Source organism: Candidatus Melainabacteria bacterium (assembly GCA_003963305.1).
GTDB lineage: Bacteria > Cyanobacteriota > Vampirovibrionia > Obscuribacterales > Obscuribacteraceae > PALSA-1081.
On the sequence record RXJR01000032.1, the window covers coordinates 1 to 24,041 of the forward strand.

Here is a 24,041-nt window from a genome sequence, read left to right on the forward strand (position 1 = left end):
TGGTCCGGTGCCAGCTGCGCCAACAACTGCTTCGAGCTTCCGGTCGAAGTGGCTGACAGCACTGGTGCTGGTTCGTTCGATTCTGCTGCTACTGGTGCTGCCGACGGTGCTTCCGCCTCAGTCACTACAGCTGGTGCTACTTCTTTGGTTGCAGGAGCTGGTGCAGCTTCTGGAAGAAGGTTAGCCATCGCAGGATGTATGGTCAGGGCGGCTGCAGGCGCTGCACCGATCGATGCAGCATCCTTGGCTTTGCTGCCGAGGAAGAGCATCGCGTGACCCGCAGAGGTCGAAGGAGCAGAGTGAGCAGGTCGCACTGGACCAGTTGACTTCTTGGCCTTCACGCCATTCGCTTGTGGAGCATTGACCCCAGACATCTTCTGCCAGATGCTGGCATCAGGTGCGGAGTGTGCCGCTAGTAAATTTGCCTGCATCAGCGTTAGCGAAACGCTCAAGGACAAGCACAGTTGGGGCTTATTCATTCAACTCTCCCTCTTCTAGCTCTCATTCTTGCCACCATAGTACGTTGAGAGCCACATCCGTGTTAGCCGATCTTACCGGCTCGTCCAGAAGCTTAACATGACTTTCCGCTGTCTGCACGAATCTTTTTTCATTGCCAGACGGCAACTTAAAGTTCCTCATTATTTTTTCAGACACTAATTTTCTCCACTTCTACAAAGGCGCATGGGAAGAGGCATTCAGCCCTGCCACAATACTTACAGAAGCCTTACAAGTCAAACAATTGACAACCGCATTTGGTGCCAGATGAAATTAACAAGCATGTCAAGGGAGTCTTCAAAGTTTCAATTGCGGTTCTCTGGCAGTTATCAGAAGCAATAATCGAGGAATTCTAAATGTCAGGTGCAAATCCGGAAGTCAATTCATCCTTGCACTCTGGGTGCCATTAATAAGAATGGTATATACTCAGTTCTGCTACGACGTAAACACACGTGCGTCAGTGCTGGGCGAATCTAATTGACAAATAAAATCAGTCAAATCTACTTGAGCCAGGGCTCAGCCGAACGGCATCCATTACCAAGCGAGAGACACAAATAGTGGTTGAAAACAGTAACGAGCAAGAGAAAGTTCTTGTTGTTGACGATGAAGCTTCGATCAGAAGAATTCTCGAAACGCGATTGAAGTTGGCTGGCTACAACGTGGCCACCGCAGCTGATGGGCAGGAAGCGCTGGAGCAATTCAACGCATTCCAACCCGATCTGGTAATCCTAGACGTCATGTTGCCCAGAATGGACGGGTACGAGGTCTGCCGAGAGATCAGAAAGACTTCCGATACGCCCATCATCATGCTGACAGCAGTTGCAGACGTATCAAACCGCATTCAAGGGTTGGAAATAGGTGCCGATGACTACGTAGTCAAGCCCTTCAGCCCGAGCGAACTGGAAGCCAGAATCAAAGCAGTCTTGCGACGTACGGTTGAACGACATCAAGAAGCCGGACAAAGTAAAAGTACTAACGTTATTACGATCGGCAATCTGAAAATTGATTTAAATAAGCGGCAAGTAACGCGTAAAAACGAGCGCATTCGCCTGACGGGAATGGAGTTCAGCTTGCTCGAACTGCTTGTCACCAATTCTGGCAAACCTTACTCGCGCGGAGAAATTTTGCAGCAAGTTTGGGCTTACCCGCCGGATCACAGAATCGATACCCGAGTCGTTGATGTTCACATCAGCCGCTTGAGATCGAAGCTGGAAGAGGATTCATCCAACCCAGACTTGATTTTGACTGCCCGTGGCATCGGCTACATGTTCCAGAAAATCAACTAAGAATCAAATGATCTAGTCGGCAGATTATTCGAAAGAAATCTTAATGACGAAATCAAACTGACAGATAACAAAAGGATGCGGTTCAAAACCGCATCCTTTATTTTCAAGAGCGTGATACCAGAGGTGGTTCTACCTAGTAGCGATAGTGCTCCGGCTTGTACGGTCCTTCGACAGGCACGCCAATGTATTTCGCCTGGTCGTCGCTTAGCTTGGTCAGCTCAGCATCGAGTTTGGCAAGTTGCAGCCTGGCCACTCTTTCGTCGAGGTGCTTAGGCAGTACGTAAACGCCAGGTGCGTATTCACCTTGCTTGGTGAACAATTCAATCTGGGCGAGAACCTGGTTGGCAAAACTGCTCGACATAACAAATGAGGGGTGACCAGTTCCGCAGCCGAGGTTCACGAGCCTGCCCTTAGCCAACAAGATGATGCGGCGACCATCCGGGAAGATGATGTGATCGACTTGCGGCTTGATCTCTTCCCATTTGTACTGGGAGAGCGAGGCAACATCTATTTCACTGTCGAAGTGACCGATGTTGCAGACGATGGCATTGTTCTTCATTTTGAACATGTGATCATGCTTGATGACACCAAAGTTGCCGGTGCAGGTAACAAAGATGTCGGCCTTGTCTGCAGCGTAGTCCATGGTGACAACTTTGTAGCCTTCCATGGCGGCTTGCAATGCGCAAATCGGATCGATTTCGGTAACCCAAACATTGGCGCTCAAAGCACGAAGAGCCTGGGCACTGCCTTTGCCTACATCACCATAACCGCAAACGACGGCGATTTTGCCGGCGATCATAACGTCGGTGGCACGCTTGATACCATCGACGAGGCTTTCGCGGCAACCGTACAAGTTGTCGAACTTCGACTTGGTGACGGAATCATTGACATTGAAGCAGGGGAACGGCAGATCGCCTTTCTTCTGCATCTCGTACAAGCGGTGCACGCCTGTTGTGGTTTCTTCGCTCACGCCTTTGATATTGGCGCGAATGCGGCTGTAAAAGGTTGGATCGGTAGCCAATTTCTTCTTGATCGAAGCATAGAGAACTTCCTCTTCTTCGCTCGTGGGCTTGGCCAAAACCGATTGATCTTTTTCAGCTTTGCTGCCGAGAAGAACCAGCAACGTGGCATCGCCACCGTCATCGAGAATCATGTTGGGCGTTCCACCGTCATGCCATTCCATGATGCGGTGCGTGAATTCCCAGTAGTCTTCGAGCGATTCGCCCTTAACTGCAAAAACCGGGGTGCCGCTGTCAGCAATCGCAGCCGCGGCGTGATCTTGTGTCGAAAAGATATTGCAGCTGGCCCAACGCACTTCGGCGCCGAGTTCAACCAGGGTTTGGATGAGCACTGCGGTCTGAATGGTCATGTGCAAAGAACCAGCGATGCGAGCGCCTTTGAGCGGACGGCTGCCGGCATGTTCTTTGCGGATAGACATCAAACCGGGCATCTCTGTCTCAGCGATGGCGATTTCCCGGTGTCCCCATGGCGCCAATTTGATATCGGCGACTGCATAGTCCACTTTAGGTGGATTCTTCACTGTCATTCGTACCTCCTTAGCTCAAACGCAAAATGCGCCCGTGAGCCGAATCCTCACGAGCGCCGTTAACTTGGGATATCTCCCCGCACCGAGCCTGGTCTCAAAGATCGCAGCGCTCCTCAGTGCTGGCAACATTATCTCATGACTAACCAGCCTGGCCAAAACCGGTACAGAAACACTAATAATTTGCTGAAACGCGCACCGGTCGCAATTGCTGAGACACAACAGCAAAGGTTCAAAACAGAGACGATCTTATCTATCCGAGCGGAAAAGCCAGCGGCAAGGGGCAGAAGCATAAGGGACTCCTCTCTCTGCCGAATCATATATAGGAAGCACTTCACCGATTGACTCTGCGCCGGTTGCCAACAGGAATAATTAAGAATTGTGATCTAGTTTCCAGCGCGGATAATTCCTTTGATTTCAAGGGAACATTAGTAGCAGAGAGAGCGACGGTATTGATATGGAAACCCTAAGTCACAAGAAGATTGCTGTTTTAAGTGCCGCTTTGATGGCCAGCATCACGCTTCTGCCGGCTCAATCAAATGTTCTTCACGGCTACCTCGAGCACAAAGCCGAGCAAACTGCACCAGCCGCGACACCAAATCAGGCATCCAGCCCTGCACCAAATCCGGCACCATCTACTGACTCTATATCTGGTGCAGTCGAAGCACTTATACCGGAAAGCTATCCACCCGGTTATCAAGGGTCATGGCATTGCGTCACCACGGTCGTCGACTCCGGAGTGCCAGCCATTCCAACCGGTCAGGTCATGCTCAGCGACGTCACCTTCGCCCGACAGGCTGACGGTCGAATCACAGCCGCGTGGACTCAGCCAGGTTGGACAGAGAGCACGTCGTCGGTGACGGCTTTCAGCAGCACTGAAGCACGGGTAGACAGGACCAACTATTTTGTCTCCAAGGATCTGGACCAGTCCTGGGCTGCACGTTCACGAGATCAGTTCACCCAGAACAGCAGACAATCCATAACGGCCAAAAGCTACGTCGATCAATATATTGATGGGCAATTCGTCGGCCGCTATCGAACCACTTCACTGCTGCAAAAATCACCTGGATCAGATATCGCTTTCGCTCAGTAGGTCCAAGAGACACAGGCAAGATACGGATAGTCGGCTGAGCCTAAATCCGTTCCCCGGTCAGGTAAGGCTTTAGCTAAGGCTGCTATCTGGCGTTAGTTATGTGGTGCCCCAGACCGTGGTGGCTATATGGTGCCCCAGACCGTGGTGGCTATATGGTGCCAAAACCCTGGTGGCTATATGGTGCCAGACCCTGGTGGCTATATGGTGCCAGACCCCGGTGGCTATATGGTGCCAGACCCTGGTGGCTATATGGTGCCAGAACCGTGGTGGCGATATGGTGCCAGACCCCGGTAGCTATATGGTGCCAGATCCGGGTAGCTATATGAAGCCGCAGGTTCCGGCTTAAAGCATTACTGACGGCATCGCGACAGTGCCCACCAAATATATGCCGAACTTTTGAACCGGCAGAATACCTATATATGATGGTGGCAATGTGGTGGCTATATATAGATGGTGGCATTATAGTGGCAGCCGTCAGCAGATATGATCAACACCAGATGTGGTGCCAAGAGATCTATAGCCGAGAAACGACACCATATATAGCGGGCACCGATGGACAGATACGCCATCGGCAAAACAGCCACCGGCGGGGCTAATCGCCACCTGCCGGCATAGCATCTGCGAACCGAAGCAATCCTCAATCAATCATTCATGCAAAACAAACATCCCAGCAGCAAGAGCCACTGGGATGTCGGAATTAGTTTGTGCCGAAAAGGCAGTTTTATTTCTTTCCGGAAACCGGTTGTTTAGCCTCGGTTCTCTTCTGAGCAAATGACTCTGCACCGCGGTAAACCGCACTGCGTCCAAGGTCACGCTCGATGCGAAGCAGCTGATTATACTTGGCTGTGCGTTCGGCACGGCATGGTGCCCCAGTTTTGATCTGTCCGCAGTTGGTAGCAACGGCAAGATCGGCAATGGTGGCGTCCTCGGTTTCACCGGAGCGATGACTCAACATACTTGAATACCCGTTTTCTTTAGCCAGGTTGATAGCTTCAAGCGTTTCGGTCAATGTTCCGATCTGGTTCGGCTTGATCAAAATGGCGTTGGCAACACCACTATCGATACCACGTTGTAATCGAGTCGTATTAGTGACGAATAGATCATCGCCCACCAATTGCACCCGTGAACCTATCGTATCGGTGAGCAGCTTCCAGCCGTCCCAGTCGTCTTCTGCAAGCCCATCCTCTATGCTGATGATTGGGTATTTATCAGTCAATTTCTCATAGTACTTGACCATATCCTTGCTAGATAGAACCAAGTTTTCAGTGGCCAGTTTGTACTTGCCGTCCTCGTAAAATTCGGTCGAGGCAGGGTCGAGAGCCAGCGCTATCTGGCTTCCGGGCTTGAAGCCGGCCTTGTCAATTGCCACCATAATCAACTCCAGCGCTTCCTCATTTGTCTTCAGTGACGGAGCAAAACCACCTTCGTCACCAACCCCGGTGCTCAAACCTTTCTTATGCAGCACTGCCTTTAGTGCATGATAGACTTCCGCTCCCCAGCGCAAAGCATCAGCAAATGTGGGTGCACCTACAGGAGCAATCATAAATTCCTGGAAGTCAACACCGTCAGCAGCGTGCTTGCCACCGTTGAGGATATTCATCATAGGCACCGGCAATACGCAGGCTGATACTCCGCCTACATAGCGGAATAGTGGCATTCCCAGGTAGTTAGCTGCAGCTTTGGCAACTGCCAGACTGACACCAAGGGTGGCATTAGCTCCAAGATGAGCTTTATTTTCAGTACCATCGATTCTTTGCAATTCGCTGTCGATAAGCGACTGTTCAACGGCATTTAAACCAATCAGACCTTTTGCAATCACCTCATGGATATGATTGACTGCCACCAAAACACCTTTGCCACCATAGCGATTTGGATCATTGTCGCGCAACTCAACGGCCTCAAAACTACCCGTCGATGCACCAGACGGAACCGCGGCTCGACCCGCAGCCCCATTGGCTAAAACGACCGTCACTTCGACTGTCGGATTGCCTCGCGAATCCAGTATTTCCATCGCCGATATTTCTTCAATATGAGTCATCGCATCAAAATCTCCTATCGTGTTGAGCAATTATTTTCACCAGAAAAATCATTTCTGATGGTGCAACATTTAGTTGTTCAAGTATAATCCTTTTCACTGGGGTTCTTAATTTCCGGTTGGCGCAGGGAATATCCAGTAACTTGGTGTGGTATCAGTGACATTTCATTCAAAACCTAGAAGTGGTGGTCCAGCATGGGCAAATTCCATGGCGGAGGTTTCCAGGCTATCCAGGAATACTTCCAGCAGAAGAGTTGCCGATTTTGCGATAATCCGTTTTCTTCCGAAGGCATTCAACTGCTTAGAGAAGAGCCCGGTGTTCTTGTGGTGCGTGTAACTTGCAGTTCTTGCGGACATCCGCTGGGTGTGGCAATAGTGGGAACTAACAATCGCGGTCAAAAAGAAAGACCCAATTGTCCTGCTGATTGGACTAAGAAAGACATCGAACGTCTTTCCAAAAATCCTGCTATTACCTACGATGACGTTTTGAACGCACATGAGTTCTTTACCAAATTGGGCTCCGATTGGGCCCAGCACATCCCCCGGCTGCGCAGAGCTGCACAAAGTCAATAAGTCTAGCAGGCCAAGCCGCCCAGACTGAAAATCTGCCAAAATAAAGGCATGCAGCGTAACGAAGTATGCCTTGTCACCAGACAAGCCAAAGAGAATCCTCTCTTTGGCGTCTCTTGGTATTTTCCCAACACATACGCCGTGGGCATGTCAGGGCTTGGCTATCAGCTAGTCTGGTCACTCATAGACAAGGACCCAGAAGTCGTTGTCAATCGGGGATTTTCCGACATGGAGGAGTCTGGAGCCGCCTCGAATGAACTCTTTGGCTTCACTGTATCGTGGGAACTTGACTTCATCAACATACTTGCCATCCTCGAAAAACATGGAATCGCCTATTGTTCGACAGACCGCAGCGATGATTCACCTCTTGTCTTCGGTGGCGGCCCGGTACTGAGTGCCAATCCCGAGCCATTTGCTGATTTTTTCGACGTCGTATTGCTGGGCGACGCTGAAGCTATCGTTCCGAACTTCATCAACGCCTGGAAAACCGCCAGAGAGCTTCCAGGCAGGCAAGCCAAACTGCAACAACTTGCCACCATACCTGGGGTCTATGTTCCATCACTCTACAGTCATACATATTCGTCGAACGACGGGCCCATTGAAAGCATACAAACACTATCGGTGGTGCCGACGAAAATCACCAAGCAACTATATGTGCCACCACCAGACTACATGGCACATACCCAAATCCTCAGCCCAGACACGGCGTGGGGAGACACTTTCCTCGCAGAAATCGTGCGCTCGTGTCCTCAAGAATGCAGGTTTTGCCTGGCTAGCTTTTTAACAAGACCGTTTCGTCCTATAAATGTCGATACGATAATGAACAAGATCGATATAGGACTGCAGCATACAAACAAAATTGGTCTGCTCGGCCCGAGTGTCACTGAACATCCGCATTTCGACGAGTTAGCAGCCAGACTTTCTCAGCGTGACAACATTCAAATATCAGTCGCTTCAATACGCGCTGATACCATCAGCGATACTGTCTTGCAAATGCTGCGGAAGCTCAATCAGAAATCCGTGACAATCGCAATTGAATCCGGCTCGGAACGATTGCGAGCGATCATGAAAAAGAATCTGAGCGAAGAGGAAATTTGCCACGCGGTAGACCTGATTGAAGCCAGCGGTCTGGAAAGCGTCAAATTTTACGGCATTGTTGGTCTGCCGCACGAGACGCAAGACGACTTGAACGAAACAGTCAGGTTGATGCAGTCCCTCAAAAAGAAACATCGCCGGCTCCGCTTCGTATTTGGTGTCAGCTCTTTCGTGCCTAAAGCGCAGACTCCCTATCAATGGAACGGTCGCAGCAAAGATTGCAAAGCTCGCCTCGAGTACATTCGCAAGCATCTGGCTAAAGTGGGAATCGAAGTGCGCCCGGAGAGCCATAACTGGAGCGATATCCAGGCCGTCATCTCTCGCGGTGACAGGCGATTGACCGAGCCCTTGATTGAGGTTGCCAAAGAAGGTGGCAGCCTGGGAGCATGGAAAAAAATCTTTCGGCAGCAAAAAGAATTTCCGATGCTTGACTTTTATGCCTTCAGACAAATTCCAGAAACAGAAATTTTGCCCTGGGAGCATCTGACGGAAAACACCAGAACGGAATACCTGCAAAAACATCAAGTCGCAGCAGCCCAACTTGCTCTAACGCTAAATCCATAAACCTCGCCTGGTTCTGGCTAGGCCTGCGCGCAATTAGACAAAATCAAAAACAAGCGAATTAAAAAGCACTGCCTGCGTTGAAAAGCCTATAAACTAGGGACAAGATCCACCGTTAAGTTTGCACGGAGATCCTCTACAGGAGTTGTTTATGGACAAGTCTGACCAAACCATCGACGTTGTAAAGCCAATTCGCGACGACCTGATGTCGGGTGCCGCTGAGCTAGCTTTGCGGGCAATCACGATTTTCCAGGCAGAATTAACCGGACCGGCGGCAGACTCGCCAGCCAGGCTCAAGCAGCGCTTGACCGACACGGCTCGAGCTCTGATTGACGCTCAGCCCGCTATGGCGCCAGTGTTCCACCTGTGCAATACGGTTCTTCAGGCAGTCAAACAATCCGATTCAGTTGATGCAATCAGACAAGACTGTCAGGTCGCCCTCGACAAGTTCGAAAAGACCCTCTGTGACAGCGCTGCGGTCATTGCCGAAGAGGTTTTCGACCTGATTCCTCCCGGCGAACTCATCTTTGCCTACTCGTTCAGCTCGACAGTTGTCAGCGCTCTTTTGCATGCCCGCGCCAAGGGACGCTACTTCCGCGTCGCCTGCACCGAGGCTCGACCGAGCATGGAAGGCAGAAAGTTTGCCTCAGTTCTGGCATCAGGCGGTATCGAGGTGATCCACACCTTTGACAACGCTATGGGCCTGGTCCTCCCCAACTGCAGCACCGCCTTCATGGGCTGTGATTGTGTAGGTAGCCCGGGAGTCGTCAACAAAGTCGGCTCATGGGTTCTGGCAGTGGCCTGCCGAGAACTGGGTATTCCTCTTTACGCACTCTCCGGCACGGAAAAAATCGTCAATGACGATCGCCTCTTCGAGTTCGAGAAGCACGAGCGACCATCTGACGAAGTCTGGGACTTTACAACCAAAGGAATTCGCGTCCTCAACCATCAGTTCGACCTGGTTCCATTTAATCTTTTAAGCGGGCTGGTCACTGAGCGCGGTATCCTTAAAGAGCCAGACATCGAGCAATATGTATCAAAGCTCGAGGTTCACGAGGCGCTGAGACTACAACCGGCAACCTTCTAAAAAATCTCGGATTGACGAAAGTTTGACTCAAGTCACCAAAATCCTAGCCGCAACAACGATTTCACTCACGTTGACGCTGCTGCAAAGCAGTACGGCCGAAGCGCGGTTAGGCGAGCCATTTGCTACCTTCAAAGTTAAAGCTGCAAAAGGATTTAAGTTCAAAAGCGAATCAAAAAGAGACAACCGCACCTACTACATGTATTCCATGTCGCTGGACGCCCCTACAATGCAAGCTGCGCCTGGTTTTGCGGGCGGACTGACCGTAACGGTTGTGAACGGGCATGTCACCGGACAATCAATGGTCATGCGCTTCGGCGACAACTACGAAGCAGGCAAAGCGCTGGCAGTGGCTCACGCTCTCGATTTCGTCTACGAATCACTGGGAAAACCCAGCCCAAAATCGAAAGATTCGACCGAAAGAGAGTTCCAGCAATATACAAATGCTATCGATTTGGTCATGGCCGGAAATCCCCAGAACTTGCGTTATCCTGGATTCAATGGTGTCATTACATTGTCACTGTCGTCTGACCAGGGAGTGATTATCGCGGCCACCCCTGATGCCGCCCCCCCGCCTGGCGGACCCGAGCCAGTCAACAAGGCCAACAAGTAATGGTTGATCACGAAACTCGAAAACAGCAATCTCTATCGAAGTTCTGCATCAAGTGCGGCGACAAGTTTGCCAGCGGCATGACAAAGTGCCCGAAAGACGGCGGCGAGCTGATGGAATTGCGTCAGGACATGATCGGCACGACATTTGCCAAGAAATACCAGATTACTTCCATCCTGGGCGAAGGCGGCATGAGCGTCGTCTATAAAGCCAAACACAAATATATGGAACGCGTCGTCGCCGTAAAGGTGTTGCACAAACATCTAATTGCAGATGCAGTAGCGCTGCAGCGCTTTCAGCAAGAGTCGCAGGCAGCAAGTTCACTTTCACATCCCAACATCGTCACCGTTTATGACTTCGGGATCGAAGAAGGTCAGGCGTTCTTCGTTATGGACTGCCTGGAAGGTCCGACTCTGCAGGATGTACTTGAAAAACAAGAACGCATCGCCCCCAAAGAAGCAATCAGTATTTTGGTGCAACTTTGCGATGGGCTCGAACATGCACATCGCAAAGGTATCGTGCATCGTGACTTGAAGCCCAGCAACCTTGTATTGATGCCGCAAGACGACGGCAGTCAGTTGCTGAAAATAGTTGATTTTGGAATCGCGAAATTGATGCCGAGTGAAGACGGCAAAACCAGACAAGCGCTCACTCAAACCGGCGAAGTATTTGGCAGCCCACTTTTCATGAGCCCGGAACAATGCATGGGACGAGCTCCAGACCTGCGTTCCGATATCTACTCGGTCGGCTGTTTGATGTACGAAGCGCTGACCGGAGTGCCACCACTTATGGGTGACACATCCTTCGAAACGATGACCAAACATGTCAACGAGATGCCCCTCGCCTTCAAACAAGTCAATCCCGAATCGAATATCCCACCGGCTCTCGAAGCCGTTGTCTTCCGCTGTCTGCAAAAAGATCCAGAAGATCGCTACCAGAGCGCCGCTGAAATCATCAACGATCTTCCTGCTACGGAAAGACCGGCGATTCGCAACATTACAATTCATCCGCTGGCTCACATGAAGCCGGCGCAAAAGAAACCGACATTCGTCTTTCCAACTACTATCGTGCTGGCCCTGACGATTACAGCAGTTTCGTCGTACTATCTATTTTTCTGGAAAGGCCCGCTGTCAGACAGCGGCACACCTTATCACAAGTTCCGCTGGAATGTTTACATGACCCTGGCAGACACGGCAGCGCGCTCTGATCACAATCAAGATGCGGCCAAATATCTGCTTGAAGCTGAGCGAGAAACTAAGTTTCTCAGCGATCGCCAGGAGAAGTATTTAAAGACACTGTCGCAACAAGCGGAAATCTATGGACGCCTGGCTGACACTGAAAAAGTTCAGCTGGTGACGCAAAAAATTGCAGAAGTGAAGAAAGAACGAGCACTCGGTGACTTCGAAAGGCTTCTGAAAATTTTGACTTCAGCCAAAACAGCATCGGCGATGAACAAAAATATGAATGATGCTGTGGTCAATTACAACAATGTCAAAGAATTAGCAGCAACATTGCACGAAGACGGAATGTTCTCGCAAGAAGAAGATTTGCTGACCGCTGCAACTGAAGTCTACAAGCGAGCTTTACCACCCAATGATGCGCAGCTGGGAGACATAATCAGCGCCCTGGCAAGGTGCTATGAATCAGAGCAGAAAATGGATCTGGCAGGCTCATGTTTCAGAGAAGCGAACGACATCTATAAAAAATCAGCACCAGGTTCAGTCAAATCGACAAAAGGTTTGCTCGAACTGGGTATTTTCGAAAAAGATCAAAGCAACTTCGACACGTCCAAACAATATCTTTCTACGGCTCTCGATCAAGCTCGAAAACTGCCTGATAAACAGCTTCTTACTCAATGTTTAAATGCCTACGGTGACTGGTTCAGACAGCAAAACAACAGCAAGGAAGCCAAAGCTTTATTTGATGAAGCGAAAGCAGTAGCCAGAAAGTAATTCACACCCGAAGGCAGAGTCAAAGCAGTTCGGCAGTTAGTGGTGACCTGGTGCAGTAAATGGATGAGCCTCAATCGCTAGAAAGAGAGAGAGAGCCGGACGACCTGCAATCTGGTCGCGTTTTTGGCCCCGAGCAAATAGTCAAAATGAATGAGCACTTGCTTGACTCTGCAATCACGCTCTACTTGAAAGACGGCTATGACAAAAGACTTTTACCAATCAAAGCAAAGCATCACCGCAACTGGTGGGAAGTAGACAGCAAAACCCGCATGCACGCCCGTTTTTGTTTGCCACTGACGATGGCGAGCGGACTGGGCTTCTACATTCTGTCGCCGGCTACATTCACAGTTGAATGGGATGGTGACAATCGCCATGACGCGAAAGTGGAAATCCTCGATGCCGCATCTCACGCAGTGGTAGACAATCACAGTGCCTACGGCAGCTTTACTGTGCAAAGTTCCTTTATTGCTCGCACCAAAAATATTGGCGATTTCGTTTATATCAAAGGCATCGCCAATTCAGCAAGATTACCTTACAGTGTCCTGGAAGCGATGATTGAATCATGGTGGACCCCTTCCGAATTCGGAATAGTCTGTCTGGTCAATCAGCCTGGCAAATTCAAAATCAACAAAGGCGAACCTCTGGCTCAGATGATTGTCGTAAACCAGACGCACGCTATGTACAACCTGGCAGTGACCGACGGATACCCGCCAATCTATCCAGAGTGGAAAGTCAAGCAAGCCAATCCCGAGAAAAATCTGGACTATTTCAGAGGGCTCTTGCCAGACGGAACACCCGTCTGCCCTCACTTCAAATCATGGTCGGAAGCAGTTGCACTCGACCAACCAGACGAAAATGTAAGTGTCGATGACTTCATAAATTCCGCCGTCGAAGCGCAAGAGAACGACAGTTACGAGGAAGCTCAAAGACATCTGGAACGGGCAATATACCTGGCGGAAGCAAGGAATCAAGTCAGTGAAAGACTGATTGACGTAATGCGCATCTTCGCCCTGAACAGACTGGAAATTTTTCAGTACGAATTGAGTCTCAAGTTTCTCCTCAAATGCGTCACACTGAACCAGCACTATTTCGACTCAAAGCTGGCATCAACCGCTCTTCTATACAATCATCTGGCCTATGTTTATTCGATGCTCGATGATGCAGTGGCCGCTTCCACACATTACGAAAATGCTTTACGTGTCAAACGAGAGAACAAAACAGACGCGCTGGATCTGGCAGCCACACTGGTAGATTTTGGAGCTCTATGCAACTACAAAGACGACTATGAGCGAGCCGCAGAATTATTCGATGAAGCAAAAGAACTACTGAAGAAACTGCCACCTGAAGACTCTCGAAACTTGTTTTTGAAAAACGCCACAGCCATCTTACTGACCAATCAAAAGAAATTCGAAGAAGCAGCCAAACTCTACGAAGAGCTGCTAGAGACGCGGTCCAGGCACTTTGGAGCAGAATCAGCTGAATTGGCCTCGACACTGAACGACTACGCCTTTCACTTCAAGTTGAGAGGACAACTGGAAAAAGCTGAGGAGCTATTCAAAAAATGCATTGCCATGCGCAGCAAATTACTCGGACCGGATCACCTGCAATTGTCTGAAGCACATGCTCATCTGCACTGGGTTTACAGAGACCGCGATGACTTAAAGAGTGCCACCGGAGAACTCAAGCAAGCAATTGAAATACGCTTGAAGACACTGCCACCAAACGACCAGGTCATCAAGGAATATTATCAATTGCTGGCTGACCTGTATTTTCGACAGGGCGAAAAAGAACTCGGCAACGAAGCTCTCATCAACGCGAAGCGTTAACCCGCTACTGGTCGGTTACGGATAAAGTCCGCGCAATCTGCGCGCTTCCATGACCCGTTCGAGAGCCAGTCGCATCGCGGCTGTTCTCAGAGTAGATTTGTGAGTGGCCGCGCTTTCGAATACACGCTCGCATGATTTTTCAATCAACTGATCGAGCTTGTCGTAAACTTCAGCTTCGGTCCACAACAAACGAATCAACCCCTGCACCCATTCGAAATAACCGACGGTCACACCGGCAGCGTTTGCCAGCATATCCGGAACGAGTGTAATACCGCGAGATTCGAGAATGTCTTCAGCTTCAGGTGTTGTCGGTGAATTGGCGCCTTCAACAACGATTTTGCAACGCAGCTTCGATGCATTGCCCTTGTGAATTTGATTAGCAACCGCGCAAGGTGCAAGAATGTCGCATTCTAATTCGAGCAACTCTTCATTGGTGACACTGGAAGCATCAGGGAAACCGTGCATCGAGCCTTTCTTGGCCACATACTCGTTTACCTTTTTGATATTCAATCCGTCTTTATTGTACAAACCACCTTCGACGTCAGACACACCGACGATAGTGAAGCCGGCCTTATCGAGAATAGTGGCGACTTCAGAACCAACAGCGCCAAGACCCTGCACGACAACCGTAGGAGACTTGCTGCTCAACTTAAGGTGCTTGACGATGTGTTTAGTACACATTGCCACACCATATCCAGTGGCTTCATATTGACTGAGAGATCCGCCGATAGACTTTGGTTTGCCTGTGACAATCGAAGGAATGGTGTATCCCTTGTTGACGCTGTAGGTATCCATCATCCAGGCCATCGTCTGTTCATTTGTATTCAAGTCGGGTCCGGCGATGTCCTGGTCCGGTCCGATCACATCGATAATTTCTGAAGTGTAGCGGCGTGTAATGCGCTCCAGCTCACCCTGACTGTGCAGGCTGGGGTCGATCTTGATGCCGCCCTGAGCGCCGCCAAACGGCAGATTCATCAAGGCGCACTTCCAGGTCATCACCATAGCCATGGCAGTTACTTCGCCGAGCGTCACATCGGTATGATAACGAACGCCGCCTTTACCGGGTCCTAAAGCCAAATCGTGATGCACTCTATAACCGATATAGGTGCGGACGGTGCCATCGTCCATGCGAGCAGGAATGATCACTGAAAGAGAACGCTTCGGATGCTTGAGTGGTTCCACCACGTTATCATCCAATTTCATGATGCGAGCGACCTTCATCAGTCGCTGCTGAGCCATGAGGAAATCGGGGGTCTCCCATTCATTTAGCAAAATCTTCTTCGACCCCTTGTTTTCTGATGCCGTAGTCATCGTTATTCAACCTCTACTGATTGCTCGCTGCGACTTTTGCGAATTCGGTGATTCGCCCTACAAATAAACTGCGTATATTATAGGCGGGAGAGTACCTTCGATCGTATATACTCCGCCTTTTTCCTCACTTCTTCGATTAACTCGTCGGCTTGTTTGCGAGTAGAAGCGCAGAAATCGGCGGCTTCAGCGGTAGATGAAAGTCCACCAATGTTGATCAGGACATTGAAGAAAGCCCCCTCGGCTGCTGCCAGAGCAGTCAGAGCGGCCACACCGGAATCACTCAATGAATTAGGATTGCCCTTCTCGACAACCGTATCGGCAAACTCCAATAAAGGAACGGTTTTTCGGAGCACATTGAGAGGAACCGTGGTCGCCAATTTGTTTGCTTCCAGTATCGCGGCGTCACGAGCTTTTGCCTCTTCCGGCGAAGCTTTAGGCAACCGACGAGCATCAATGATTTTATTGAATGCTTGCATATCCTCATCGATGGCCAGCATGAATTCGTGCTTGAGCCGCTGAGACTGCTCAGCCAGATCGTTCATCAATCCTTTGTGGCTTTCAAAACCCTTCTTTTCGAAAGTCAAATTAGCAACCATTGATGATAATGAAGCAGAGAGAGAGCCACATAAAGCAGCAACGCTCCCGCCACCCGGCGCAGCCGACTCCGATGCCAGCTCATCGAGAAAATCGGTGACCTTTTGCTCACTTAAAAGCTTTGCCGGTTTATCGACGCGAAACTCAATTATCTTTTGCTGGGGATCGAAAGGCGCCAGATCAGCAAGCCCCAGTGATTGAATAGCAACGCTGAGAAGTTCCTTGCGAGAAACGCCAGTCGACCGTCCCTGCTTTTGCAAGTAATGACGCCCGGCGTTCAACATCGGTTCGAGAGGCACAAGCCCAACTATTTCGCTGCCGGTGACACGAATTCCTAACTTCTCAGCCTCCTTACAACAGGCATCGAACGCATCTTCCAGGGATGTCTGGTGATAATCAACCAGATTGATCGAAACTTGAGCCCGCTCGTACTCATCCACATACCAGCCCACAGCTCGGCACGCTTTCAAAAGTCCGGGCACTTTCACAGGCGAGCCGTCGGCATTGCGCTCGGTTTCGCCCTTGGCGTTTTTCTTGGTGCGGCCAGCCTCACGGATATTGAGGGCAATTTCGTTGGCAAGCTTTTTAGATCTGGTATTGAGATTGACATTGTAAGCAATCAGAAACGGTCTTGCACCAATTACGGTGGCACCACTGGTTGCGTTAAAACTCTCAGGACCGAAATCAGGGCGGAAGTCAGCACCTGTCATCTTTGCTGCCAGTCCCTCGTACTCGCCCTTGCGAATGTCAGCTAAACTGCGGCGGTCCTCGCGCTTAGCAGCTTCGGCGTACAGATAAATGGGAATCTTCAGCTCATCACCGACTCGCTTTCCGAGTTGCTCTGCTAAAGCGGCGCACTCTTCCATAGTGATGCCGCTTACAGGTATGAACGGACACACGTCAGTGGCGCCCATGCGTGGATGCTCCCCAGTGTGTCGTCGCATGTCGATTAAGGTGGAAGCCGCAGCAATCGACTGAAAAGCAGCTTCAACAGCAGCTTCCGGATCACCGACAAATGTGATTACTGTGCGATTGGTGCTCCATCCCGGATCGACGTCGAGCAAATTGACTCCACTGACAGAGCGAATAGCATCAGCAATCGCATTGATCACCTTTTCATTTCGCCCTTCGCTAAAATTCGGAACGCATTCAACCAGGCGCATTGCAACCCCGCTTCGCATCTCAATGTCGGTAAGAAGCAAATAGTACAGCAAGGGAAAGGATAAGTGGTTAATATCGATTCAAAAAATTTGCTGCAAATTAGAGCCGTCCGAACCGCTCCATTTGATTGAATACAAGTTTTTTGACAAGGCTATTGCGATTGACTGAACTGAACCAGTATTCCACCCAGGACGACAAGCACGACTCCTGCAAAGCGAATGCCGTTGAACTTTTCTTTCAGAAAGAACAGAGCAAACAGATACATCAAAAGCGGATAGCAACCTGTAATCACAACCACATACGAAGCAGTGGAAAGCGACATGGCTTTCAAATAGCAGAGATAACCAACCGCCAGGCAAGCTGCTGAAAAACCGGCGAACATCCAGGTGCGCCTGGACTTGAGCGAGACAGGAGCCCGCGTCAATTTCAAAACTGTTGCGAAAACAAGCAAAGTGAGAGCATCGAACAAACTGCGCGCGAAAAATACAACCAGAGGATCCGCCAGTTCAACAGCTTTCTTGTCGAACAATCCATGCAATCCCCAGCCAGTGGTAGCAAAAATAATACACAGCAAGACGATGATGCGGTCTTTCCTGGTCTGAGACTTGTGTGATTTGGCTGATTGCCCGACTGCAGCTACTCCGACTCCAATCAGAGCACCGCCTATCAAGCGGTTCAAAACGAGTGGTTCACCAAGAAATGCAAATGCCAGAAATTGCATAATCAATGGATAACTGGCAGTTATACCAAGCACGTAGCTTGCTTCCGCCCGACTCATGGCAAATAAGTAAGCAAACATCGACATAGACGAAGTGAAAGAACCCAGCCCCGACCAGAAGGCAACTGGTGCGGTTAAATGCCAGCCGGGCATTGTCGCGTTCAAATACAGAAAAACAGACGGAATCTCGGGCAGCGCGAGCAGATAAAGAATCAGCAAAACATCGCGGTCGCTAGAGGTCTCGAGCGCTTTCTTGTCAAAGATTCCCCAGGCGCCCCAGCAGACAATTGTTGCTGCGACAACCAAATTCAAAATCATGCGCCTTTATCCGCCGCCAGCTGGCCGTCTGCCGAATAGTATTATGGAAATGATTGGATTTCCAGCGACACTTGCAGGGCTGCTGTATAAACGTAATAGAGAGTTGCAGGAAGCAGCGATGAAGGAACCGAAACCGACAGCCTCAAAACAAAAATCCAAGCAAAAGTTGGTCGAAGATCCAACTCCTTTGAGCGCTGCCGAAAAACTGGCGCTGCTCAGTGCTGAGGTAGAGCAGGAAGCTGCCGCAGTAGAGAAATCCAGAAGCATCGCGCCCGTCACTGGCAGTAGCAGTGGCCTTACTCAGACAAGCGCAGCCAGCGACAGGCAGGAAATTACAGAGTCGGAGAAATCAAACGCCTGGGCATTTTGGTTAATCACAATTCTCAGCTTGTTTCTCTATAATGCACCGATTGTCGGTCTGCTGCTCTCGCCGATCAGCACGTTTGCAACCATGGTGCATGAGATGTCTCACGCGCTCGTGTGTATTTTCACAGGCGGTTACGTCAGCGGAATGACGATTGTTTCCGATGGCAGTGGGCATGGCGGGCTCACATTCTGCCGAGGCGGACTGCCATTCTTCTATACACAAGCAGGTTATTTGGGAACTGCGGTGTTCGGTTGCTTGCTTATATTCCTCGGGCAATTCAAAAAGATATCCAAGGGAATTTTGATGTTCATGGGCGGAACAATAGGTTTAGCGAGCATTTTTCTCGTCGGACTAAATGTTCTGAATACTGGCTGGCAGGGCTTCTTGAGCATGATAGCCGGGCTCATGTTGTCTGGGTTCCTGGTCTGGGCGGGAGTAAAATGGCGTTCACATTATGCCAACTTGCTGCTCCTGTTTCTGGCAGTGCAAACGGCGCTCAATAGCGTTACAAGCATCGTTTATCTGGCCCAGGTTTCTCTGGGATTGACACCATTTGCATCGTTCTCAGACGCCACCAGCATGCAAGACATGACCGGGCTCCCTGCTGGTTTCTGGAGCATCATCTGGGTACTGATGTCAGTAGCGATGCTCGGTGCAACACTCTACTACACGTATGGTCGCAACCTGATCAAGAAGTCGCAATAAATTCGTACAATAGCGGCACTTGAAGGAACGACTGAGTAGGAATTATCTTGTCATTGAAGCTCTCTGCTGCGCTTGAACAGCGCCTACGCCTCACTAATACAGCGATATCAAACCGCCTGATATTGCCCATAATGGCACTCGCAATAGCTGGTTCACTACTGCTTCCCACAGTTGCTTCAGCGGAGACCGCGCCTGAATCAACGGCTTCAGCATCAACTTCAATTGCATCAACTAGCCAAACAGCATCCACCACAGAAACAACAACAACAACAACAACAACAACAACAGCAGCAACAACAACAAGAGAATCAAACCAGACGAGACGTCCTAAAATCGGACTCGCTCTCGGCGGAGGCGGGGCTCGGGGAGCGGCACACGTCGGTGTGTTGCGTATCCTTGAGCGCGAAGGCATTCATGTCGATATGATCGCCGGCACCAGTGTTGGTGCCATCGTCGGTGGTATGTATTGCGCGGGACTTTCAGTTGACGAGATCGAAAAGCAATTCACCAGACCTCACCTGATGCGAAGTTACATGACCGCACCGATCTGGATGAGCGTGGTAGCCCAACCAATTTTCCTCATCCCGCGCATAGTTGGCTGGCGTCCCTATGATGGTTTCTACTTCGGCAACAAATTTCGCAACTATTATCGTCGTTGCCTGCCCAAAGATCGCCACAACATAGAGGATCTGAACATTCCATTCAGAGCCATGACCACCAATCTTGTCGACGGACAGCAGTTTGTCGTCGACCACGGAGACCTGCCCCGAGCAATCCAGGCCAGTTCGGCAATCCCCGTGCTCCGAAGAGCAGTCGGACTGAGTGAAGATCAAGTTTTAGTGGACGGTGCCGTGCTGGTCAACGTGCCCGTGGACGAAGTAAGAAAAATGGGCGCGGACATTGTTATTGCAGTCTCGGTCAGCGAACACCTCGAAACTGTGCCCGGAAAGAATTTCAAAAAAATCGGCAGTGTAGGACGCCGCCTGGAGCAGATATTTTTGTCGCACACAGACACTGCTCAGATGGCGCACTCAGACTTGATCATTCATCCACGCACGGACAACATCGGCATCCTTTCAACTGACGCCAGAGACGCCAAACGAGGCATCAAAGCAGGAGAAGAGGCAGCCACTGAAACGATTCCGGCAATCAGGCAGAAGATAGAATCTTTCAAAGGCAACAACCCTTGAAAAACCACCATGATGGCGACCCGGATAACTAAAAAAATTCGGAGAGGGAGGGATTCGAACCCTCGATACAGCTTTTGACCGTATAACTTCTTAGCAGGAAGCCGCTTTCGACCACTCAGCCACCTCTCCATGAGGCAAGTTTGCAATATATCATAACTGACCCACAGCTTGCATGACTACAGGATCTTCAAAACTACAAGACTGATCAGATAGTATGCGACGGCGCCGCCAAAAAGCATGCTGTCGCCGCGATCGAGAAATCCGCCATGCCCGGGCAGTGTGTTACCGGAGTCCTTAACACCAGCGTCACGCTTGAGCATCGATTCGCATAAATCGCCGAGCTGAGCCGCTATCGAGATTGCCGCTCCCATCAAGGCGGCAAGCCAGAAACTGTGCTGGAACGGAACGGTGTTGGTAAAGATGACGTTGTCAGCGAGATGCACAACGATAACAGACCATACTATTGAAGCAAGAAAGCCACCCACTGCGCCTTCTACCGTCTTCTTAGGGCTTATTAGCGGATAAAGCAGATGTTTGCCCCACTTCTTACCGATAAAGTAGGCAAAAACGTCGGTTGCCCAGACTATGAAGAGTGTCGCCCAGACATAGGCTAATCCCGGTTGTTGCAAAGGATTGGCAATCGGCTCGACATTGGGCGGATACAAATTTCTCAGCAAAACCAGATGGCTGGGCAGAAAGCCGACGTAGATGAACCCCAGAATCGTTGTAGCAATGTCGGCAATCGTGGCCGGCGGCAGGTTACGCCGAAAAAGAAGACGAAAGAAGGAGGCGCAAATTCCAATTGTCAACAAAATTGGAAAGTGAGCCAGTGCTGACTGCGTCGTCGTGTATTGCGCCGGAATGCCAGGAATACAGGGAATGGCAGCGACGGCGAAAAAAGCCACGATCATCCCAAGAATAATTCTTGGTGAGGGGTTCATGCCCTTGGCTCGAGCCATGGCAATAAATTCGGTACCACCTTGATAACAAGCACCGCCAAGTATGAGCGGCATGACAAGTCCGCCAAACAAAATGCTGGCTATGGCTGCGAAAAATAGGAGGAAGCCCCAGAGGATACGCATGGACTGTGGTTAACCAACTCCTGATACTTCTTCCGCCTTTGCTTCCTTCTTAGCCATCAGTCTTGCCGCTGCCAGTGCCGTCAGAGGTATCGTACAAACGAGACCGAGACTGCCGCTCAAAGCCGAAGCAATTTCTGTTGCCACCAGGTCGAGGTTGAGCAATTTGATGCTTGGCACTTGAGCTGCCAATAGCAAGAGGGGCAAAGCGCTTCCGGTATAAGCCAGAATCAAAGTATTCGTCATTGTACCCATGATGTCCCGCCCAACGTTCATGCCAGATTCATAAAGTTGACCTGCTGTAAGATTGTTATCGGTCTTGGCTACTTCTTGCACAGCTGATGCGACCGATATTCCCACATCCATGATCACGCCCAGTGCGCCAATCAGCATGCCGGCGGCAAGCAATCCACTGTAGAACGCCGGTGGCTGGCTCAACACCGAGCCTCGCAAGATTTGCGCCTCTTCGCTGGACAGCCCGGTCAGGGGCGCCAGAACAATGACAATTTGAGCGGCGATGCCGGCGATGAAGACACCGCCCACGGTGCCCATAATGGAAGCGGCGGCTTTCTTGGAAAACCCTGCCACCAGAAGCATGCTTGATGTGGTTGCGCAAAGACAGATAAAGACGGCGGTGAGTAGCGGATTTATGCCGGCCATGCTGGCCGGCAAAAGCACAAACGAGATCAGCAAAACACTGATTAAAAGCCCCGCCAGTGATTTCAAACCGTTCTTGCCGCCAAATATCAAAAACGCTATCAAGAAAACAACGAGCAGCCAGGAAAGAACAGGCGCACGGTGATAGTCAGCAATGTTGAATTCCGGCTTGCCGCCTGATTCGGTCACCATGGACAGTACCACTTCCTGTCCCGGCTTGACGTTGATATTGAATACGGGATTGTCGGTGATTTCGTTGGTGATTACAGTGTCTGAACCTTTCAGCGGACCTTCGAGAATCTCTACGTGCACGAGCTGTTGATTACTGACCATGCCCGTGCTCTGCATCAACTGGCTATTCAGCTTGGGTTGAGTAACCGTCAAAACTTTGCCGACGACAAACTGTTCGTCGACTTTGACAAGCTTGTCTCCACCGGCAGAATCCGTGCTGCTTCTCACCACTTCTCTTCTAGCGGCTCAACCGCCAAATCAAGATTCAACTGCATGTTCGGTGCCTTGCGCTTCAGATGTTGGTACGCTTTGGCAGTCGCCACGCGTCCGCGCGGCGTGCGATGAATGAATCCATTTTGAATCAAGAAGGGCTCGTAGACATCTTCCAGGGTGTCCCTGTCTTCGCCCAGCGTGGCCGCAATAGTTTCCACACCCACCGGTCCGCCGCTGTAGTTATCAATTAAAATTTCGAGAAAACGCCTGTCTGTATTGTCCAGACCAGAAGTGTCAACTTGATAAGACTCGAGCGCTGCCTTAGCCACCGCTTCGTCAATGACTTCCTTGCCCTGAAATTGTCCATAGTCGCGAACCAGCCTGACAAGCCGATTGGCGATACGAGGTGTGCCTCTTGCTCTCGATGCAATCACCTGAACAGCCTTATCTTCGGCTGAGACGTTGAGAATCTTGGCGGTGCGAGCGACAATCGAGCAAAGCTCTTCGTGATTGTAGAACTCCAGCCTGCAGACAAATCCAAATCGATCTCTCAGGGCATTGGAAATCATTCCAGCCTTAGTTGTCGCGCCCACGAGAGTGAAACGCGGCAAAGGCAGACGCATCGTACGAGTCGCCTGCCCCTTGCCAGACGTCAAATCGATGACAAAGTCTTCAATGGCCGGGTACAACAACTCCTCGGCGACTCGACTGAGTCTGTGTATTTCGTCTATAAACAAAACATCGTGCTTTTCCAGTTGATGAACAAGACCAATAATGTCACGCGGACGCTCAAGGCTCGGACCCGATGCCATGTGGATATTAGCGTTCATCTCATTGGCGATGACCTTGGCCAGAGTCGTCTTACCCAACCCGGGTGGTCCGTAGAAAAGCACATGGTCGAGCGCTTCCCCCCGACCTTTGGCAGCAACGATGGACATTTGCATCATCGACTTGATACGAGACTGCCCGATGTATTCCGCCAGCGATTGAGGGCGCAGCACATTGTCAGAGCGATTATCCGCAGGCGTTTCCTGTGCAGAGAGCACAAGCGAGCGCTTGCGGGCCTTTGATTCGCTCGCTGACATGGTCTGCTCGTCAGACCGAAGAGACTCCGCGTCAATCTTCGCCTTCGACTCCTTATCAGGGCCAGGCTGGGAGTTATCTGGTGATTTGCCTTGGTAGCTGGGAATAATTGTCATCGTTAGCAATTATCGCAAACGCTTGTACTGTATGAACTCGGCATATGAAAGCCGTTCATGAAAAGAACTCAAGGTGAAATGCACGCTAAGATCACATCAAACCATGAGACCACGGCACTGACGAACGGCTCTAAACATGAAAGACTAT

Annotated in this window: 19 protein-coding genes, 1 tRNA gene and 1 riboswitch; of the genes, 10 read left to right on the forward strand and 10 right to left on the reverse strand. The window is 50.4% G+C overall.

All coding sequences use genetic code 11. From position 1 onward, the window contains the following. Window positions 1–479, reverse strand: a 479-nt coding sequence (locus EKK48_27850) for a hypothetical protein (protein RTL35513.1), incomplete at its 3' end; no start/stop codon positions are given. A 570-nt stretch (window positions 480–1,049) separates the two neighbouring features. On the opposite strand from EKK48_27850, the gene EKK48_27855 reads away from it, so the two are divergent. Then, entirely contained in the window at window positions 1,050–1,781 is a 732-nt protein-coding gene (locus tag EKK48_27855; protein ID RTL35514.1) for a response regulator transcription factor, read from the forward strand. A gap of 133 nt (window positions 1,782–1,914) precedes the next feature. Here EKK48_27855 and EKK48_27860 read toward each other — a convergent pair whose 3' ends face one another. After that, window positions 1,915–3,327, reverse strand: coding sequence for an adenosylhomocysteinase (locus EKK48_27860; protein ID RTL35515.1), 1,413 nt, complete (start codon window positions 3,325–3,327; stop codon window positions 1,915–1,917). A 44-nt stretch (window positions 3,328–3,371) separates the two neighbouring features. Beyond that, window positions 3,372–3,448: riboswitch (S-adenosyl-L-homocysteine riboswitch) on the reverse strand. 333 nt (window positions 3,449–3,781) lie between these two features. On the opposite strand from EKK48_27860, the gene EKK48_27865 reads away from it, so the two are divergent. Continuing rightward, window positions 3,782–4,417: a hypothetical protein gene (locus EKK48_27865; GenBank protein RTL35516.1), complete on the forward strand. Its 636-nt coding sequence runs from the start codon at window positions 3,782–3,784 to the stop codon at window positions 4,415–4,417. 721 nt (window positions 4,418–5,138) lie between these two features. On the opposite strand, the gene EKK48_27870 is transcribed toward EKK48_27865, so the two are convergent. Beyond that, window positions 5,139–6,455: a phosphopyruvate hydratase gene (locus EKK48_27870; GenBank protein RTL35517.1), complete on the reverse strand. Its 1,317-nt coding sequence runs from the start codon at window positions 6,453–6,455 to the stop codon at window positions 5,139–5,141. A 192-nt stretch (window positions 6,456–6,647) separates the two neighbouring features. On the opposite strand from EKK48_27870, the gene EKK48_27875 reads away from it, so the two are divergent. The 6 genes from EKK48_27875 to EKK48_27900 all read left to right on the forward strand — a co-directional run bounded on the left by EKK48_27875 (window position 6,648) and on the right by EKK48_27900 (window position 14,150). Beyond that, window positions 6,648–7,025: a hypothetical protein gene (locus tag EKK48_27875; GenBank protein RTL35518.1), complete on the forward strand. Its 378-nt coding sequence runs from the start codon at window positions 6,648–6,650 to the stop codon at window positions 7,023–7,025. A 48-nt stretch (window positions 7,026–7,073) separates the two neighbouring features. Then, entirely contained in the window at window positions 7,074–8,681 is a 1,608-nt protein-coding gene (locus tag EKK48_27880) for a radical SAM protein (protein RTL35519.1), read from the forward strand. Between the two features lie 148 nt (window positions 8,682–8,829). Beyond that, complete coding sequence (locus tag EKK48_27885; GenBank protein RTL35520.1) at window positions 8,830–9,765, forward strand: hypothetical protein; 936 nt, start codon at window positions 8,830–8,832, stop codon at window positions 9,763–9,765. A 22-nt stretch (window positions 9,766–9,787) separates the two neighbouring features. Then, entirely contained in the window at window positions 9,788–10,375 is a 588-nt protein-coding gene (locus EKK48_27890; protein ID RTL35521.1) for a hypothetical protein, read from the forward strand. Next, window positions 10,375–12,324, forward strand: a complete 1,950-nt coding sequence (locus tag EKK48_27895) for a serine/threonine protein kinase (protein ID RTL35522.1) — start codon at window positions 10,375–10,377, stop codon at window positions 12,322–12,324. The genes EKK48_27890 and EKK48_27895 overlap by 1 nt, the downstream gene beginning before the upstream one ends. A 59-nt stretch (window positions 12,325–12,383) precedes the next feature. Continuing rightward, a complete protein-coding gene (locus tag EKK48_27900) occupies window positions 12,384–14,150 on the forward strand; it encodes a tetratricopeptide repeat protein (GenBank protein RTL35523.1) in 1,767 nt (588 codons plus the stop codon). A 15-nt stretch (window positions 14,151–14,165) separates the two neighbouring features. Here the strand turns inward: EKK48_27900 and EKK48_27905 are convergent, their stop codons facing one another. The 3 genes from EKK48_27905 to EKK48_27915 form a co-directional block, all read right to left on the reverse strand. Next, window positions 14,166–15,422 carry a Glu/Leu/Phe/Val dehydrogenase gene (locus EKK48_27905; protein RTL35764.1) on the reverse strand — a complete coding sequence of 419 codons (1,257 nt, stop codon included), beginning with the start codon at window positions 15,420–15,422 and terminating at the stop codon, window positions 14,166–14,168. Between the two features lie 116 nt (window positions 15,423–15,538). Then, a complete protein-coding gene (ftcD, locus tag EKK48_27910; GenBank protein RTL35524.1) occupies window positions 15,539–17,218 on the reverse strand; it encodes a glutamate formimidoyltransferase in 1,680 nt (559 codons plus the stop codon). A 149-nt stretch (window positions 17,219–17,367) separates the two neighbouring features. Continuing rightward, the gene (locus EKK48_27915) at window positions 17,368–18,252 is read right to left on the reverse strand and encodes a hypothetical protein (GenBank protein ID RTL35525.1); all 885 of its coding nucleotides are present in this window, start codon (window positions 18,250–18,252) and stop codon (window positions 17,368–17,370) included. On the opposite strand from EKK48_27915, the gene EKK48_27920 reads away from it, so the two are divergent. Next, a complete protein-coding gene (locus EKK48_27920; GenBank protein RTL35526.1) occupies window positions 18,251–19,324 on the forward strand; it encodes a M50 family peptidase in 1,074 nt (357 codons plus the stop codon). The two genes, EKK48_27915 and EKK48_27920, sit on opposite strands and share 2 nt — an antisense overlap. A 47-nt stretch (window positions 19,325–19,371) precedes the next feature. Continuing rightward, window positions 19,372–20,514, forward strand: a complete 1,143-nt coding sequence (locus EKK48_27925) for a hypothetical protein (GenBank protein RTL35527.1) — start codon at window positions 19,372–19,374, stop codon at window positions 20,512–20,514. Window positions 20,515–20,553: 39 nt separating this feature from the next. On the opposite strand, the gene EKK48_27930 is transcribed toward EKK48_27925, so the two are convergent. The 4 genes from EKK48_27930 to ruvB all read right to left on the reverse strand — a co-directional run bounded on the left by EKK48_27930 (window position 20,554) and on the right by ruvB (window position 23,779). After that, a tRNA-Ser gene (locus EKK48_27930) sits at window positions 20,554–20,643 on the reverse strand. Between the two features lie 47 nt (window positions 20,644–20,690). Beyond that, a complete protein-coding gene (locus tag EKK48_27935) occupies window positions 20,691–21,596 on the reverse strand; it encodes a phosphatidate cytidylyltransferase (protein ID RTL35528.1) in 906 nt (301 codons plus the stop codon). A gap of 9 nt (window positions 21,597–21,605) precedes the next feature. Further along, entirely contained in the window at window positions 21,606–22,709 is a 1,104-nt protein-coding gene (locus EKK48_27940) for a YibE/F family protein (GenBank protein RTL35529.1), read from the reverse strand. Then, window positions 22,706–23,779 (reverse strand): Holliday junction branch migration DNA helicase RuvB, encoded by a 1,074-nt coding sequence (gene ruvB, locus EKK48_27945; protein ID RTL35530.1) that lies wholly within the window; start codon window positions 23,777–23,779, stop codon window positions 22,706–22,708. The genes EKK48_27940 and ruvB overlap by 4 nt, the downstream gene beginning before the upstream one ends. Between the last annotated feature and the right edge of the window lie 262 nt (window positions 23,780–24,041).